This window comes from Pseudogracilibacillus auburnensis, from assembly GCF_003201975.1.
Lineage (GTDB): Bacteria > Bacillota > Bacilli > Bacillales > Amphibacillaceae > Pseudogracilibacillus > Pseudogracilibacillus auburnensis.
This window is the reverse complement of sequence record NZ_QJJQ01000015.1, coordinates 103,694-120,419: the sequence shown is the minus strand read 5'-3', so window position 1 is coordinate 120,419 and position 16,726 is coordinate 103,694. Positions and strand designations below refer to the sequence as shown.

Annotated in this window: 11 protein-coding genes and 1 pseudogene; 7 read left to right on the top strand and 5 right to left on the bottom strand. The window is 35.3% G+C overall.

Annotated features, from left to right (window positions below; translation table 11 throughout):
* The first annotated feature begins 20 nt into the window (after positions 1–20).
* Together DFR56_RS17935 and aguA are read left to right on the top strand one after the other, a co-directional pair.
* Positions 21–1,607 (top strand): fatty acyl-CoA synthetase, encoded by a 1,587-nt coding sequence (locus tag DFR56_RS17935; RefSeq protein ID WP_244916574.1) that lies wholly within the window; start codon positions 21–23, stop codon positions 1,605–1,607.
* A gap of 191 nt (positions 1,608–1,798) precedes the next feature.
* Complete coding sequence (gene aguA / locus DFR56_RS17930) at positions 1,799–2,887, top strand: agmatine deiminase (RefSeq protein ID WP_244916573.1); 1,089 nt, start codon at positions 1,799–1,801, stop codon at positions 2,885–2,887.
* A 44-nt stretch (positions 2,888–2,931) separates the two neighbouring features.
* Here aguA and DFR56_RS17925 read toward each other — a convergent pair whose 3' ends face one another.
* The 3 genes and pseudogenes from DFR56_RS17925 to DFR56_RS23760 form a co-directional block, all read right to left on the bottom strand.
* Positions 2,932–3,381, bottom strand: coding sequence for a rhodanese-like domain-containing protein (locus tag DFR56_RS17925; RefSeq protein ID WP_242694770.1), 450 nt, complete (start codon positions 3,379–3,381; stop codon positions 2,932–2,934).
* The gene (locus DFR56_RS23555) at positions 3,378–3,671 is read right to left on the bottom strand and encodes a cupin domain-containing protein (protein ID WP_242694771.1); all 294 of its coding nucleotides are present in this window, start codon (positions 3,669–3,671) and stop codon (positions 3,378–3,380) included. The genes DFR56_RS17925 and DFR56_RS23555 overlap by 4 nt, the downstream gene beginning before the upstream one ends.
* 84 nt (positions 3,672–3,755) lie before the next feature.
* Positions 3,756–3,911 (bottom strand): annotated as a pseudogene (locus DFR56_RS23760) (helix-turn-helix domain-containing protein); the annotation flags it as partial.
* Between the two features lie 198 nt (positions 3,912–4,109).
* On the opposite strand from DFR56_RS23760, the gene DFR56_RS17915 reads away from it, so the two are divergent.
* From DFR56_RS17915 to DFR56_RS17905, 3 genes are read left to right on the top strand one after another with little or no spacing between them, the layout of a single operon-like run.
* Positions 4,110–4,694: an RNA polymerase sigma factor gene (locus tag DFR56_RS17915; RefSeq protein ID WP_110396821.1), complete on the top strand. Its 585-nt coding sequence runs from the start codon at positions 4,110–4,112 to the stop codon at positions 4,692–4,694.
* Positions 4,651–4,965, top strand: coding sequence for a hypothetical protein (locus tag DFR56_RS17910; protein WP_110396820.1), 315 nt, complete (start codon positions 4,651–4,653; stop codon positions 4,963–4,965). The genes DFR56_RS17915 and DFR56_RS17910 overlap by 44 nt, the downstream gene beginning before the upstream one ends.
* Complete coding sequence (locus DFR56_RS17905; RefSeq protein ID WP_110396819.1) at positions 4,955–7,207, top strand: carboxypeptidase-like regulatory domain-containing protein; 2,253 nt, start codon at positions 4,955–4,957, stop codon at positions 7,205–7,207. The genes DFR56_RS17910 and DFR56_RS17905 overlap by 11 nt, the downstream gene beginning before the upstream one ends.
* A gap of 337 nt (positions 7,208–7,544) precedes the next feature.
* Here the strand turns inward: DFR56_RS17905 and DFR56_RS17900 are convergent, their stop codons facing one another.
* Positions 7,545–8,570 carry a hydroxymethylglutaryl-CoA lyase gene (locus DFR56_RS17900; protein ID WP_110396818.1) on the bottom strand — a complete coding sequence of 342 codons (1,026 nt, stop codon included), beginning with the start codon at positions 8,568–8,570 and terminating at the stop codon, positions 7,545–7,547.
* 422 nt (positions 8,571–8,992) lie between these two features.
* Between DFR56_RS17900 and DFR56_RS17895 the strand changes: the two genes are divergently transcribed.
* A complete protein-coding gene (locus DFR56_RS17895; RefSeq protein ID WP_110396817.1) occupies positions 8,993–12,055 on the top strand; it encodes an ATP-binding protein in 3,063 nt (1,020 codons plus the stop codon).
* Positions 12,056–12,121: 66 nt separating this feature from the next.
* Positions 12,122–15,160 (top strand): sensor histidine kinase, encoded by a 3,039-nt coding sequence (locus DFR56_RS17890; RefSeq protein WP_110396816.1) that lies wholly within the window; start codon positions 12,122–12,124, stop codon positions 15,158–15,160.
* Positions 15,161–15,441: 281 nt separating this feature from the next.
* Here DFR56_RS17890 and DFR56_RS23095 read toward each other — a convergent pair.
* On the bottom strand, positions 15,442–16,726 hold a 1,285-nt coding region (locus DFR56_RS23095), incomplete at its 5' end, for a Cna B-type domain-containing protein (RefSeq protein WP_158525702.1).

Genomic DNA, 16,726 nt, shown 5'->3' with positions numbered 1-16,726 from the left:
ATATGCAGTGGAGGGATAGGATGAATATTCAAAGGGAACAAATAGCGAAAATGATAAACCGAGTACGGAGAAATACGTTAGGGGATTTACTTACTAGAACCGTTTTAAGAAAGCCGCATAAAATTGCCCTTACATATAAACAGCGTACCGTTACTTATGAACAGCTAGATCAACTAGTTAACCAAACAGCACATGGTTTCATGAAGCGTGGAATAAAAAAGGGTGATATGATTGCATTATTATCTAAGAACAGCCTCGACTTTGTGATCGTTCAGTTTGCTATTGCTAGAATAGGAGCTGTGCTTATCCCAATAAACTATATGTTAACGGAAAAAGATATTCGTTATATCATACATCATGCGAGTGTGAGTGGATTATTAGCACCAAAAGAATTCGCATCCACATTAGAACATGCTGCAGAAGGTGTCGATATACGACATCGTTATTTACTAGAATGTGAGGACAATTTGACCATTGGTGATTGGATTCCTTTATCAAACGTTCAACAAAATGAACGAATGGATCCTATTGAAATGGATTTACAAGATGATGATCTTGCCCATGTGTTATATACAAGCGGGACAGAGTCAGCGCCAAAAGGGGTCATGCTCTCCCATAAAAGTATTATTAGTGAATACGTTAGTTGTGTAATAGATGGAAATATGGGAGCTGAAGATGTACTTGTCCATGCTCTTCCTTTTTATCATAGTGCCCAGCTACATGTTTTCTTAGGCCCAAGCATTTATGTCGGTGCAAGTGGGATTATTTTAGATGAAGCTAGTCCAACGGTCATTTTGGAAACAATCGAACGACATAAAGCGACCCAGCTTTTCGCGCCACCCACTGTCTGGATTGCGATGTTACGCCACGCAGGCTTTGACTCTTTCGATGTATCAACATTACAAAAATGTTATTATGGTGCTGCCATTATGCCCCGGGAAATACTTCGAGAATTGGCGAATCGACTCCCGAATGCTCGTTTTTGGAATTTTTATGGTCAAACAGAAGTTGCCCCTCTTGCAACAGCATTACAGCCAGAAGATCAATTGCGAAAACTTGGATCAGCAGGAGTACCAACTTTGCATGTCGAAACAAAAATTGTGGACGATCAGGATATCGAAGTTCCAAGAGGAGAAATAGGGGAGATCGTTCACCGTACTCCACATGCGATGCTTGGCTATTTGAATGACCCAGAAAAAACTGCCGAAGCATTTAAAAACGGTTGGTTCCATAGTGGAGATCTTGGTGTCATGGATGATGAAGGTTATATTACGATTATTGATCGGAAAAAGGATATTATTAATACTGGTGGAGTCAATGTTTCTAGTCGAGAAGTGGAAGAGGTTATTTATCAGATGAAGGAAGTTGCTGAAGTTGCAGTCATTGGACTTCCAGATGAATATTGGATAGAAGCGATAACGGCCATTGTTGTATTAAAAGAAGGGGAACATGTAACCACCGAAGAATTAATTGAGTTTTGTAAAAGTGAATTATCGACATTTAAATCGCCAAAATACGTTCATTTTACAGATGGCTTACCAAAGAACCCTAGTGGAAAAGTGTTAAAACGAGATTTGCGCAAGTTGTATGAACAAAAAAGCCTGTAAGACAAAAAAATCGATCAAAGCATTCCTAAAGAAAAAATCGTTGAAGTTAGCTAACACTTAATGGTGTAAAATGGGATTATTTACGATTTGGTGGGCTATTTCAACGATTTTCATTTATAGGTTATCCTTCTAGTTCTTCAAAAATAATTTCTGGTGGTTAAAAGGGATATAACATAAAGGAGGATATGACATTGGCGACAATAAATAGTACACCAAGGCAAGATGGATTTAGAATGCCTGGGGAATATGAAAAACATAAAGGGACTTGGATGCTTTGGCCGATTCGAACAGATACGTGGCGTGCAGGTGCAAAGCCAGCACAAAAGGCGTATGTTGAGGTGGCAAGTGCCATTGCGCAATTCGAGCCTGTGACTATGTGTGTGAATGCGGAACAATATGAAAATGCGCGCAGACTCTTACCTGATAATATTCGAGTCGTGGAAATTTCTTCAAACGATGCATGGATGCGAGATATTGGCCCAACATTTGTAAAAAATAACCTAGGTGAAGTACGTGGGATCGACTGGGGCTTTAATGCTTGGGGTGGTCTTGATAAAGGTTTATATTTTCCCTGGCATTTGGATAGTGCCGTGAAACAAAAAGTATTAGAAATCGAACAACTTCATCGTTATGACGCAACTCATTTTATTACAGAAGGTGGGGCAATTGCGGTTGATGGGGAAGGTACGGTCATTACGACAGAACAATGTGTCTTAAATCCTAATCGTAATAATAGATCAAAAGAAGAAACGGAAAAAATCTTAATGGATTATATAAATGTCGATAAAGTCATTTGGTTAAAAGAAGGGCTTGTCGGTGATGAAACAGATGGTCACGTAGATGAAGTGTTGTTTTTTGTACGCCCAGGAGAAATTGCTATCGGCTGGACGGATGATCCAAAGCACCCACAATATGAAGTACTTCATAAGACATATGATCACCTTTTAAAAGAAACGGATGCCAAAGGGAGAAAATTTGTTATTCATAAAGTACAACTTCCTAAACAAATAAAACTAACGGAGGAAGAAAGTGCTGAAATAGATCAGATTGACTCAGCCTATGATCGCACACCTGATGAGACGTTTCTTGCCACCTATATTAACTGTTATATTTGTAATGGTGGTGTTGTCATTCCTGCATTTCATGATCCACAGGATGACATCGCCATGGAACAGTTTAAAAAAATGTTTCCGGATCGAAAAGTTGTCTCTGTTTATACGAGGGAAGTTTCTGTTGGTGGGGGAAATATCCACTGCATTACGCAACAACAACCTATATAACTAAAATAGGGAAACCACGATGTTTGAATGTGATTTCCCTATTATTATGTCCGATCAATATGAATAGGCTCCCACGTACTTAAGCCACCTCTTACATTCGATAAGTCCGTAAACCCTCTTCGCTTCAAACGTTTACATGCCTCGTTTCCTTTTGTTCCAGTTTGACAAATGACAATCGTTTTCTTATCTTTGGACAATGTTTTTGCTTGTTTACGTATTTCTTTTAATGGAATATTTTTAAATCCGTAAATATGGAACTGATTGTATTTAACTGGTGGTCGAACATCGATAAATTGGATCGATTCATCTTTTAATTGAGGGCGTAATTCATTTACAGTTATTTGCGCGATTCCGCGACCAGGTAATATTTTAATCAGCACAAGGGCAGCAAATAGAATAGAAGCTAAAAATTTAATCACATCTAATGACATCGTTAACCCTTCCTTTTTGAAAAATATAACTAAACGATAAAGGCTGACAATCTTAATTTTCAATCACTTTTCTCAATAAATAATGTTAATACTTCAGCACCGTCATTATCAACGGGAATGAACAGATGCGGGTTGGTCCCAGTGAAATAAGCGGTATCGCCTTTTTCCATATAGTGTCTTTTTCCATTATACGAGAGTTCAATTGCTCCCTTTAAAATGTAAATAAATTCGTCATGTGAATGGGTATATGCTTCTTCCCTTAAGTTTAAATTCTTTGGAGTTACATGAACAATCGTCGGTTCCACTCCGGTATACTGGGAGCGATTTGCTAATAATTCGTAGGAATACCCCATATGTTCATCACCGACTTTAGATTGGCGTTCAGGCTTCCTTAATAAAACAAGATCTTGTTCTGGTTTATCTTCTAATAACCAGGAAAGTGGGACATCTAGGGAGTTTGAGATTTTAGATAATGTTGCGATTGCTGAAGAAGTTTGTCCATTTTCAATTTTTGATAATAAACTTTTTGATATATTACATTCATCTGCTATTTGTTGTTGTGTCTTTTTTTGTCGTAATCGTAATTGCTTAATTTTTTTCCCAATATTACCAACGCTAATGAGAACTCTCTCCTTTCAAAAGGCCTAATATTCATTTTATCATAAATGTAGACTTCCATGTACTAAACTGTGGTACGATCACATCAAAGAAAAGATTTTAACTATTGGAGAAAATTATGCAACTATTTTTCGTTTACTTGCATCTATGTAGTGAGAGGGGGAGAGCTGGCCTTGCATCTTATTGACCGGTTAAAAGAAAAAGACGAACGTGCACTCGTCGAAGTAATGAACAAGTACGGTGATTATTTATTCCGAACAGCTTTTTTACTTGTAAAAGATCACCAGCGTGCTGAAGAGGCTGTTCAAGACACATTTATTACTGCTTTTGAAAAGATAGATCAGCTTCATGATCCCGAAAAATTAAAAAGCTGGCTCACGACCATTACGTTAAATTGTTGCAGGTCACAGTTACGAAAATGGAGTATCAAACATATTTTTCCTAGCTTTGACTTATTGGAATGGACAAAGGAAGATGATACCGTGCAAAGTCCCGAAGAAACGATTCTTCAATTAGCATGGAATAAAAACATTAGTGAAGCGATTCAACAATTGGATTATAAATACCGTGAAGTAATCACCCTATATTATTTCAATGAATTAAAAATAACGGAAATAGCGACTCACATTCAAGCGAAAGAAAATACAGTAAAGTCAAGATTAAAAAGAGGACGATCATTATTAAAAGATTTATTAGTGAAGGGAGATGGCTTCGATGCCGTACAAGAAGGAACAAGTAAAAAAACAACTCGATCATGAACTAAGCGGACTTCACTTTACGAGTCAGAAACATGTTTTAGAACAACTTCATGCGATTACATGGAAAGAAAAAGTAGCATCATTTTGGAATAAAGAAATCGAACTCCCACTCCTTCCGATTAGTGCTGTCTTCATGTTATTATTTGTAGGTTTTGGTGCAAAAGAATTATTGAAAAATCCTCACATAGAAGAACAAACCGTCATTAAAGCAGGGGGGAGTTTTTACTGGAAGGATGATTTCGAGCGGATGGTGTTAAAAAATGAAAATTAAACTGAAAGTGAAACATCTAGTATGGCTTATTTTCGTCGCTTTACTTTTTATTCCTTTGATGACCTTTGTTATTTCTCCACAAGTTTCATTGTTTTTTGCGAAAAAAAATTTCGAAGCGGGGAAAGTGGAAGGGAAAATAAAAATGCTCGAATTATTGGACGGTCATATAGCGGAGTCGCAAAAATGGTCCATCGTGGAAGATTATATGATCGCTTACGGATTAGCGGGGCAATTTGATGTTGTCACTGGCCCGTCATTGACAATGTACAATACAGATGAGCCAAATGTTTCCTTTTCTTGGGATGAAAAACAACCGATATTACAACAGTATTTAGAAAAAGGTCCGACAAATGGGTATCTTTCAGTAGTTGCTACACAACTGGCTAATTATTATGCTAGTTTGAACGAGATGGAAAAAGTGGATCAAACTTTTGCTCGTGCCATGGAGCGGATTCCAGAAGATCATACGTGGGATCATAATGAAGTAAAGATTCAACACGCAAAAATCGCCCTTAAACATGCCGACTTTACAAAGGCAGCAGAAATTATCGAACAAATACCGATTTCTAATGATTCAGATTATTATTATTTTCATGCTGAAGTGTCTGAACTACGAGCAGAAATATCCATTAATGAAGGAAATGTAGAAGAGGCACTTCATGAAGTGAAAAATGGATTAAAAAAATATAAAGAAGGATGGGAAAAATCTGCCGAAGAAGATCCGGATATCAGCCTTGGCCCAATATATGATAAATTACGATCGCTAGAAAACCGCTTAAAGAATGTCATTGATGATAATGAAAAAATTGCTGGAACGATGAAAGGAAAAATAACACGAAATGATGGAACTCCCGTTGAGGGGGTTGGTGTTTTTTTACGGGAAGGGGAAGAGGTGAATCAAAGTATATCAGAATTCGAACGCTATGAAGTAATCACAAATGAACAAGGCGAGTTTGAATTTCAACATGTGGTTCCAGGAAGTTATCAAGTCTCTTTAGGGCTCATGTATGAACAAATTGATGGCTGGTCATGGCCAATCGACATGGATGAATGGATTGATGTCGATGGAATCAACGATATCACCTACGATATTACATTTCAGCCGCTAATCGAGATTGAATCCCCGGCAAATCAACAAGAAATAACTGGTGAAACTGTTTCATTCGATTGGGAAGAGGTCGAAGGAGCAGCATATTACAATATAAATGTCGGTGTTGAGACAGAATCTAGCTCGCCTAGTTCCACACTTAAAAGCCATATAACAGATCATCAACTAACCGTTCCCATTGATGAATTATACGCGAAAACAGTCGGAGTAGCTTTTTCTGATGAAGATGATCCATTCGGTTCAGTCGTTCCAGCGACAATCCTTGCTTTTACCAATACGGAAAGTCGATTTTTCTGGTCGGTAGAAGCGTACAAAAAAAATGGAGAACTGCTCTCGCAAAGTAATGGATATCGACTTGATGAAAGTTCAATTGGGAAGTTGCCAATCTTCTATTTAAAAGAACGAGAAATGACAAAAGCAGATAAACTACTTCTAGATAAACAAGTGAAGAAAGCACTAGCAGCATATAAAACTGCGTATGAAAATGATCCGAATGATGTCCATAGCTTACGAATGATTACGCGCCTCGTTCGAGAGGAGTCATCTCAAAGCGGGATAGAGGAAGAAAAACTTGCTCTGCCATATTTGTTGGCACTAGCTGATTTAGAAGCTGCATCTTCCGAGGATTATTTTTCGATTTTTATGTATTATTACGACGTAAAAGACTGGGATTCCTTTCACAAATGGTTTACAACATACGTGGATTCAATTGGTGGTAAAAATCATTTAGACGGTTACGATCAAGCCATTTATGCTACTGCCCTAATGGAACAAGGAAAATTTCCTGAAGCACGGAAACTATTTGAAGAAGCGATGAATAAAGATAAAAGCCATCGTTTTATCGGAAACTGGTTAGCAATTGAACTTTATGAAGGTGAGGCTTTTCACCATGTCATAAAATTAGCAAATGAGTATCCTGAGCGCCCGCTAGGCGATGAACATACTAATTGGGCTATCCTCATTGGAAATGTAAAGGAAGAGGCGGAAAAAGCTGATCTTCATTATGAACAAGAATTACAAGATGTACTTGAATTATATTTCAATTCTAAAGAAACAGAGCTTGACGAATGGCTAGAATCAACAAAAAATCCAGCAATGAAAAAGTTTATAAAAGCTTTACGTACTGTTGATTGAATGACTTTTTGGAAAACTCGGTATTCGCCTAGCCTTTACTACAAGAACTAAAGTTGCACTTATGTAGTAAGATAGTTTTTCCTTTATTATCTGTTTAAAAAGACGACCCTATAGTGCGACAAATTACCGCGTGACATGCTTCGTGGAAATGCGGACGAAGGATTTTATATGGCTCCCAATGTTGGTGGGGATCAAAAAGTATCGGTCTTAAATTGTTTTTATCCATCTAACTAAATTCCACAGTGGTTAACTCCGTGGTAAAGACAAATTTTATACTTGCTTTTCTACCCAGAAAAAAAATCACCAGCTTATTTAAGCCGGTGATTTTCGTTTTCCGTTACTGTGCTTTACTTCGCAATTTTTCATATTGGTTTTTAATGAAAAAATAAATAATCTCGCGTTTTCGTTGTGGTATCGGCTTTGGTGACTCATTTTTTGCTTGTACAGATTGGAGACTTTTTTTCCTTTGACTTGTTTCATATGCAAGGGATCTACTAGGTAAATCCTTCTCTAATTTCTCTTGAATAAATAAGGCCGCTTCTTGAATTTTACTTTCGTCTATACCAGTAGAAATTCCTAGTCCGTGCAGTAAATATAAAATATCATTTGTTGCCACATTACCAGCAGCTCCTGGAGCATATGGACAACCACCAAGCCCTCCTAATGAAGAATCAAAACGAGTAACACCATACCGCATCGAGGTAACAATATTTGCTATAGCCATTCCTCTCGTATCATGAAAATGCATAATAATGTTTTTATTTGGGAATCTGTATAGGACTGACTCAAGTAGTTCTTCTACTTGAGAAGGAACTGCCGAACCAATCGTATCTCCCAGTGAAATATCATCGACGCCGTATTCAAATAAACGTTCACAAACACGAATAACATCATCTGTTTTTACTTTGCCTTCAAACGGACAATCAAACACGGTTGATACATAACCAGTTACCCGCTTTTTTTCTTGTTTTGCACCTTCGATTACGTTTTTCATAATAGGATACGTTTCCGCAATAGACTTATTGATATTTTTCTTATTATGTGTTTCACTTGCTGACATAAAAACCGATGCCATGTCAATCCCAGCTTCAAGGGCATGTTCCAATCCTTTTTCATTCGGTACTAATGCTGAATACGTTACATTAGGATTACGCTTAATTCTTTTTCCTACTTCACGAGCATCTTTTAATGCAGGAATCCACTTTGGATGTACGAAGGATGAATATTCAATTTCACTAACACCCGAATCTGATAACATATTGATCCATTTCACTTTATCTTCGGTCGAAACCCATTCTTTTTCATTTTGCAAACCGTCTCTAGGACCAACTTCTTTTATTTGCACGAAATTTGGCCAACGCATCGAATCCCTCCTTAGAAAGAAAACGTTTTCACTACGCGAGTTGAAGTAAACAATGGTTTCATTGCATTCAACTTTGTTGAATTAACTATACAATAAAAAATGGTATTTTGTCAAATTGACCTTCTTACTTTAGGTTCTTAAAATACTAAACGCTTTACACTGGATGAAAAAAAGAGACTATTTGGATAAATAATCATTTTTCTTATTAAAATTATAGTATGATAAGAATTAGCAGAAGGAGAACAACATTGGTTAAAAAACTTAGCTTATTGCCAAACCTTTAATGGCAGGCAAGAAAGTTGCACTTATTCGAGTCAAGAAAGGTTTATACTTTCTGATCTGTCAAAAAAGTGAAAGGAAGAAATGTTGGAATCTTATCATCTGTAAAATAGTATTTCCCTGAAAAGGAATGTAGAAAACTCATGTTTATACCTAAATCAATCACTTATAAAAAAATGTTATTCATTCTCGTTATATTTTTATTGTTACTAACATCTATTCGTTCCTTTTGGATTATGTCACATTTACCACCAGAACAACCGTTGGCAAAACAAGGAGTAATGGATTTACAAGACGTTTCATTTACCGATGAGGTGACGATTAATCTAGATGGAGAATGGGAGTTTTATCCGAATGTGTTTTTAGAGTCAGATAAAGATGCTCAACACGAATTTTCGAAGCGTTTTCTTTCTGTGCCAAAAAATTGGCAAGAGGAACCTAAAAAACAGTTAGATGAATGGAATCGAAATGGAACTTACAAACTATTAGTCCAATTACCTACTGATGCTAACAATTTTTTTGGGTTACGGATGGAAGAAATCACTACTGCAGCGAATATCTATGTAAATGGGGAATTAATTTCACAGCGAGGAAACCCTGCCCAATCAAAGGAAAACCATACAGGAGAATTAGGAGCTACCACAGCATTTTTTCATACGGAAGAAAACTTGATCGAACTTGTCATTGAAACATCTAGTTTTGATTATTCGAAAAGGGGAGGGATAAATAAATCTATTACCTTTGGCACAGCTAATGCTATTATTCAACAACATACTGAAATGAGAATGGTTCAATACATTGTTGCTGCTATTTTATTACTACATGTTATTTATGCAATAAGTTTCTCATTTATTGGAAGGCAACGAAAAAAAGCGATTATGTTTGGTCTATTAGCCTTTTCTTCAATGGTATCCGTTTTAATAGATGATGATCGTATTATTCTATCTTACATATCTATTCATCCTGGTCTTATTTACAAATGGATGTTTTTTGCGTATTTCATGGGCGTTATATCCCTCCTTTTGTTTATTGACAGCCTATTTAAAGATATGAATAAGAAAGTTCTTCGTCTTTTGATATTAATAAAAGTATTAGCTACCCTTATTATTCTGATAAAACCTGAAGACATTTTTCCTGATTTTTATTTGTTAGGTTCTTTATTAAGCTTATTTATTTATTTTTATCTATTCACTTGCGTATGGAAAAAGGTGATACGAGGAAATCATACAGCGATTTTTATTCTTTTAGGATTGACTAGTATTTTTGTCAATCTTTCTTGGGGGATTGCTAAAGTTTACTGGACAGATTTAACATTTTATCCGTTCGACTTTATCATCACTAATATTGCTTTTGCTTGCTTCTTATTTGCAAACCATATCCAGATTTTAAATGAAAACGAAAGCTGGGCTAAACAACTAACACAAATTGATAAAAGACGTGATGAATTTTTAGCAAACACGTCACATGAATTACGTAATCCTCTCCATGGAATGATCAATATTGCTCAATCCCTATTAGATCATAATCAAGACAAAATGACGGAGAGTAATAAAGAAAATGTGCAATTGTTAATCGATATTGGAAAGAGGATGAATTTTACGTTAAACGATTTAAGTGCAGTGACACAACTAAAGGAAGGGAAAGTAAAGTTATATAAAAAGAATGTCAATCTTCATATGACTACTGCCTTAGTACTTGATATGCTTGATTTTATGAAGGAAGGAAAAAAAATTAGACTACAATCTACTATACCAACTACTTTTCCATATGTTACAGCAGATGAAAATCGCCTGATACAAATCTTATTTAATCTCGTTCATAATGCGATTAAATTTACGGAAAAGGGTTCTATTACGGTGGGGGCTAATTATACGGGTAAAATGGCTACTATTTCCGTCAAAGACACCGGGGTAGGTATTCCAACAGATCAAAATATAGAGCAAGTTTTCCAATCCTATGAAAGAGTGAATCTTAATGAAATAAATGATATATCTGGTATTGGTATTGGTTTAAGTGTCAGTAAACAGTTAGTAGAATTACATGGTGGTACCATTACATACCATTCAACAAATGAAGGAACTACATTTTTATTTACGATCCCACTAGCGGGTAGAAATATAAACATGACAAATCAAACGGAATTAATCAAAAGTGAAACGGAAATAGCAGCGGAAAAGGATATAGAAAAACGTCTTTTTAAAAAGCATGCTAATGAAAACCAGGCAACAATTCTAGTTGTGGATGATAATCCGATAAATGTTAAAATAATAAAAGAAATGTTGATCCCTCAACATTATGTGTTAACAGCCTTTAGTGCAAAAGAAGCATTACAGTGTCTGGAACAAAACCAGTTAGATTTAATTATTTCCGATGTAATGATGCCCAATATGTCAGGATATGAATTAACAAAGAAAATTCGCGAGCAATATTCGATATCAGAATTACCTATTCTACTCATTACTGCTCGAAACTTGCCAGAAGATATTCATATTGCTTTTGAATCTGGTGCGAATGATTACCTTATAAAACCAGTTAATAGCCTTGAATTAAAAACAAGGGTAAACGCATTAACAGAATTAAAACAGTCGGTAAAAGAATTATTGCGCTTGGAAGCAGCATGGCTACAAGCTCAAATTCATCCGCATTTTTTATTTAACACATTAAATTCGATTGCCTCGTTGGCCGATATTGATAATGATCGCATGATCGCTTTGTTGGGAGCATTCGGAAATTACTTACAAAGAAGTTTTGCTATTACCAACATTAACTCTGTCATACCGATTGCCAATGAATTGGAATTAACCTATTCTTACGTTCATATTGAAAAAGAAAGATTTAGAGAAAGGGTATACGTGGAGTTTGATATCGATGAAAATGTTGACATTCATATTCCCCCTTTATCCATTCAGCCACTTGTTGAAAACGCAATAATGCACGGAATTTTACACAAAGTTGAAGGTGGAAAAGTATTCATACGGGTTAAAAAACAACCTCATTTTATTGAAATTATGATCGAAGACGATGGTGTTGGGATGGATCAGGAACAAATAAAAGAGCTACTTGATTTGCGTCATTCTGCACAAGATGGTGTCGGTGTTAAAAATACAAATCGACGGTTAACACAGTTATATGGAAAAGGGCTAACAATTAGTAGTATTCCAAATAAAAAAACAATCGTTCGTTTTCAAATACCAAAAGAGAGCTAAAATACTTACTTCAATCGGGCTACTAATTACATAACTGTATAACAAGGTAAAGGACTGGATAGCATCATGACCACTAATAAGCCAATGACAATGAAGAAAATTTTCCTTACAATAAGTTTATTTTTACTTGTACTAACTTGTTTTCGAGTTGGGTGGATTATCTATCACAAACCTCCAGAGCATCCTAGAGTGGAACAAGGCTTCGTTGACTTAAAGGATTGGACATTTAATGATAATGAAGCAATCACTCTCAACGGGGAATGGGAGTTTTACCCGAATGAATTTTTACCGCCAGGTTCGATACAAAATCAAAATGCTGAATTGATTTCTGTACCCGAAAACTGGTTGAATACACCTTTTTTCGACCGAAAGCAGCATCCATTTGGCTATGGAACTTATCGACTAAAGGTACTGCTTCCCGATGATAAGCAACAAATATACGGGATTCGTATGACTAGTGTGGATACAGCAGCTAAAGTATACATAAATAGTTTATTAGTAGCGGAATCCGGAAATCCTTCTGATTCCATTCATACTTATCAAGGAAAGTTCGGACCTTTTTCAGGATCTTTTCATCCAGAAAAGAATGAAATAGAAATAATCATCCACGTATCCAATTATGATAATTTCCTGTCCGGTGGGATTAATAAATCTATTTATATAGGAACAGATACGGCGATTAACAAGATAGGTGGACTATCAAAAACGTTACAAATTGTTGTTAGTGTTATTTTCTTGTTACATTGTATGTATGTCTTTATTATCTATTTAATTGGAAAAGGGAAATACCGAAAAGAGCTCTTTTATTATGGATTAATGCTTGCATTTGCTGCTTTTGCCATTTTGATTGATGATGATATCGTTATCCATTTACCCGTTAGTTACGTTTGGTCAGTAAAGATTTTGTTACTCTTCTTTCTCATTACCTTATTCTGTTTACTTACTTTTATCAAACATTTATTTCGTTTAAAATCACGTTTTTATCGGTTTCTATCATTTTTATTTTTCTTTTTAATTGTATTTATACTATTTGTTCCATTTGAATACTTTCCCTACATTCAAATGGTTGGCTATATATTTTATCTATTGTCCATATTATTCTTATTTTATCATACGATTAAAACAATTCGACATGGTAATCCCGATAGTATTTTTATCTTAGTTTTTATTACAAGCTATACGTCAAACATTTTATGGGGGGCCGGGATTAAGTTTGCAGATTTTGAAATTGTATACTATCCTTTTGATTTTTTAATTTATATTATTGCGATCGCAGTACTTCTATTCAAACAACATATACGAGTAGTAAGTTTAAATGAAGAACAAACGAAACAGCTTCAAAAAATGGATAAAATGAAAGATGAATTTTTAGCAAATACTTCTCATGAACTGCGTAATCCGCTTCATGGTATTCTTAATATCGCAGAAGCAACGATAGAGAACGATCATTTGTCAAAGGAAAGTAAAGAAAATTTATTGTTACTTATCGATATAGGTAAAAGAATGAGCTATACATTAAATGATTTAACTGCAGTTACGCAACTAAAAGAAGGAAAAATCAACTTGCAAAAACAAGAAACGAATCTTCATATGGTTGCTTCCTTAGTAATTGATATGCTTGGGTTTTTGAGGGAAGGAAAAAAGGTAAAATTAAAGTCAATGGTTCCAGCAAATTTTCCCTTTTTATTAGCGGATGAAAATCGACTTATTCAAATTTTATTTAATTTAGTCCATAATGCAATTAAATATACAGAAAAGGGCTCGATTATTATTGAGGCAGATCATTCAGATTCGATGGCTACTATTTATGTAAAAGATACTGGAATTGGTATTCCAACAAATTTAAGCATGGAGAAAATTTTCCAACCATATGGGCGTGCCGATGAAAATACTGCTATTTCAGGAATCGGAATCGGCTTAAGTGTAAGTAAACAGTTAGTCGACCTTCATGGTGGAACGATTACTTATACATCTACTGATAAAGGGACAACTTTTTCATTTTCCATTCCATTAGCAAGTGAAAAAGAAAAAGCTTCATTACCAATGGAACATACAAATAGTTTTGAAGAAATTGCAATCACTAATGAAGCAAACACTATTTTCATCAAACAAAAAGCGACAGTGCTTATCGTTGATGATGATCCTATCAACGTCAAAGTATACCATCAAATGTTGGCAAATGACTATAATGTGATAAAAGCTTTAAATGGTAGAGAAGCATTAGAAATGATTGACGAAAACCGGGTCGATTTAGTTTTATCAGATGTGATGATGCCGAGTATGAATGGGTATGAATTGACGAAAAAAATTCGTAAACAATATACACTTTCTGAACTACCTATCATTTTAGTTACTGCAAGAAATTTACAAGAAGATATTTATACAGCGTTTAAATCGGGAGCAAATGATTATTTAATTAAGCCCGTTAATACACTGGAATTAAAATCGAGAGTAGAAGCTTTAACAGAGTTAAAACATTCAGTTAAAGAGTTGTTACGTTTAGAAGCGGCATGGCTTCAAGCACAAATTCATCCACACTTTTTATTTAATACATTAAACTCGATTGCTTCGTTAGCAGAAATAGATCAAGAGCGGATGGTTGCTTTATTAGAAGCTTTTGGCGACTATTTACAGAAAAGTTTCGCCATTTCAAATATAGAGGCCGAGATTCCGATTAAAGATGAGTTAGAATTAACACGGTCTTATCTTCATATTGAAAAAGAAAGATTTGGAGAAAGAATTCAAGTTGTTTTTGATATTGGTGATAATATCGACATTCGTATTCCACCATTATCCATTCAACCCCTCGTTGAAAATGCAGTCGAGCATGGCATTTTACAGAAGAAAAAAGGCGGGATAATATGGATTAGGGTAATTGAATTAAAACATGATATTAAAATAGAAATTGAGGATAATGGGGTAGGAATAAATGAAGATAAAGTGATAGAACTACTCGACCTCCAATATTCTTTACATGACGACGGGGTTGGTATTAAAAATACGAATCGCCGTTTGACACAACTTTACGGAAAAGGGTTGCAAATTAATAGTGTTGTAGGAGAAGGGACAACTCTTACATTTTTCATCCCTAGAGTAGACGAATAGGATATTCAAACAGACTCTAACAAAAAAATTAAAAAACCCCGAAAGGAAGTTGGACGGGTTCTTCCTATGGAGCTTTTTAATTATAAGAGGTATGTCACTTTGTTATTGTATAACGTATCGCAACATTTCATAACATAATATAACAAATATTCATTGTTTAATCAATTCAAAACATAATTGTTCAATAATTGTTAACAATTACCACCCTTTGAATTTATCCTTTATAAAAAGAACTTTCACGTACGTTTTAATATGTAGTGAAAGTTCTTTGTCATTCATCATTATGCAGTTTTTCTACGATACAAATAAATACTAAACCCTATTATTAGAATCGCCAGTCCAACTACAATCATATTGAACGTATTTGTTGCGGTCTTTGGTAAGTCTCCATTTTTCGAATCCGTTTTTCCACTTACCTCTACTGAATCACCTTTGTCTTTAGGCTCTGAACTCGGTTGCTCAGGGTCTTTAGTCATCGGCGTTTCTGTGAGAACATTAATGATATCAAAACCAACAATTTTTGTTTCATATCCTGGTACTTCTTTCTCTTCAATAGTGTATTCATAAGCTACACCATTTTCATCATATGCATCTAGGTCTGTAAACTTATACTGCCAATTATTCTTTGCCAATACTTCTATTTCTTTAAATAGCTTCCCGTTTTGCATAAGATAAACAGTGATAGATTCTGGTCGATTTGACGAATTATTATCTTCCCAACCCTTTGTAATATCTATTGAAATTTTGTCAGATTTAACATTAGTAATATTGTACCCATTTACTTCAGATTTATAGCCTGGGACATATTGTTCTTTAATAGTATATTCGTACATCACACCATTTTCGTCGTATTTATCCAGATCTGTAAAACGATAGATCCAATCGGAATCTGCTGTTACTTCTTGTGTATCTATGACAACACCATTTTGTAACAGGTTGACTTTAATAGATGTCGGGCGGTCTTGTACATCGTCATCTTTCCACGTTTTCTCACCTTCGACGGATGTTTTGCCTACGCGGACGTTTGTAATGTCAAAGCCATCGATTGTCGTTTTATAGCCTTTAACTGGTTTTTCTTTAATTTCATACGTATATGCTTTCCCATCTACATCAAATGCTGGTAAGTCTTTTACTTTTAATGTCCACTCTTGATCTGCAGATACTGTATACGTTTCAACTGATTCTTTGTCGCCTTCTGTGATTGACCTTAACAATTCAACTTTAATTGAATCTGGACGATCTTCGGAATTATCATCTAACCACGATTTCGTGATTTCAATTGTTTTCACATCTGTACGTGTGTTTGTAATCTCAAATACGTCTACATCTGATTCGTAACCTGGCACATCATGTTCTGTGACAGTGTATTTATAAGCCTTACCAGCCTCGTCATACTCCGGTAAGTCTGTGATTGTTAGTTTCCAATCATTTTCTTTTGTTACTTCATATTTGTCATAAACAATACCGTTTTGAAGTAAGTTTACAGTAATTGCGCCTGGACGATCTGTTTCTTGTTCGTCTTTCCATAATTTTGTTATATCAACTTCTGTTTTTCCTACTCTTAAG

What these genes read in the sequence shown, in the direction of transcription:
- DFR56_RS17890 (WP_110396816.1), top strand. Translation starts at nt 12,122, where the DNA reads ATGACCACTAATAAGCCAATGACAATGAAGAAAATTTTCCTTACAATA.
- DFR56_RS23555 (WP_242694771.1), bottom strand. Translation starts at nt 3,671, where the DNA reads ATGGGGTATTCCTACGAATTATTAGCAAATCGCTCCCAGTATACCGGA.
- DFR56_RS17935 (WP_244916574.1), top strand. Translation starts at nt 21, where the DNA reads ATGAATATTCAAAGGGAACAAATAGCGAAAATGATAAACCGAGTACGG.
- DFR56_RS17900 (WP_110396818.1), bottom strand. Translation starts at nt 8,570, where the DNA reads ATGCGTTGGCCAAATTTCGTGCAAATAAAAGAAGTTGGTCCTAGAGAC.
- DFR56_RS17905 (WP_110396819.1), top strand. Translation starts at nt 4,955, where the DNA reads ATGAAAATTAAACTGAAAGTGAAACATCTAGTATGGCTTATTTTCGTC.
- DFR56_RS17910 (WP_110396820.1), top strand. Translation starts at nt 4,651, where the DNA reads ATGCCGTACAAGAAGGAACAAGTAAAAAAACAACTCGATCATGAACTA.
- DFR56_RS17895 (WP_110396817.1), top strand. Translation starts at nt 8,993, where the DNA reads ATGTTTATACCTAAATCAATCACTTATAAAAAAATGTTATTCATTCTC.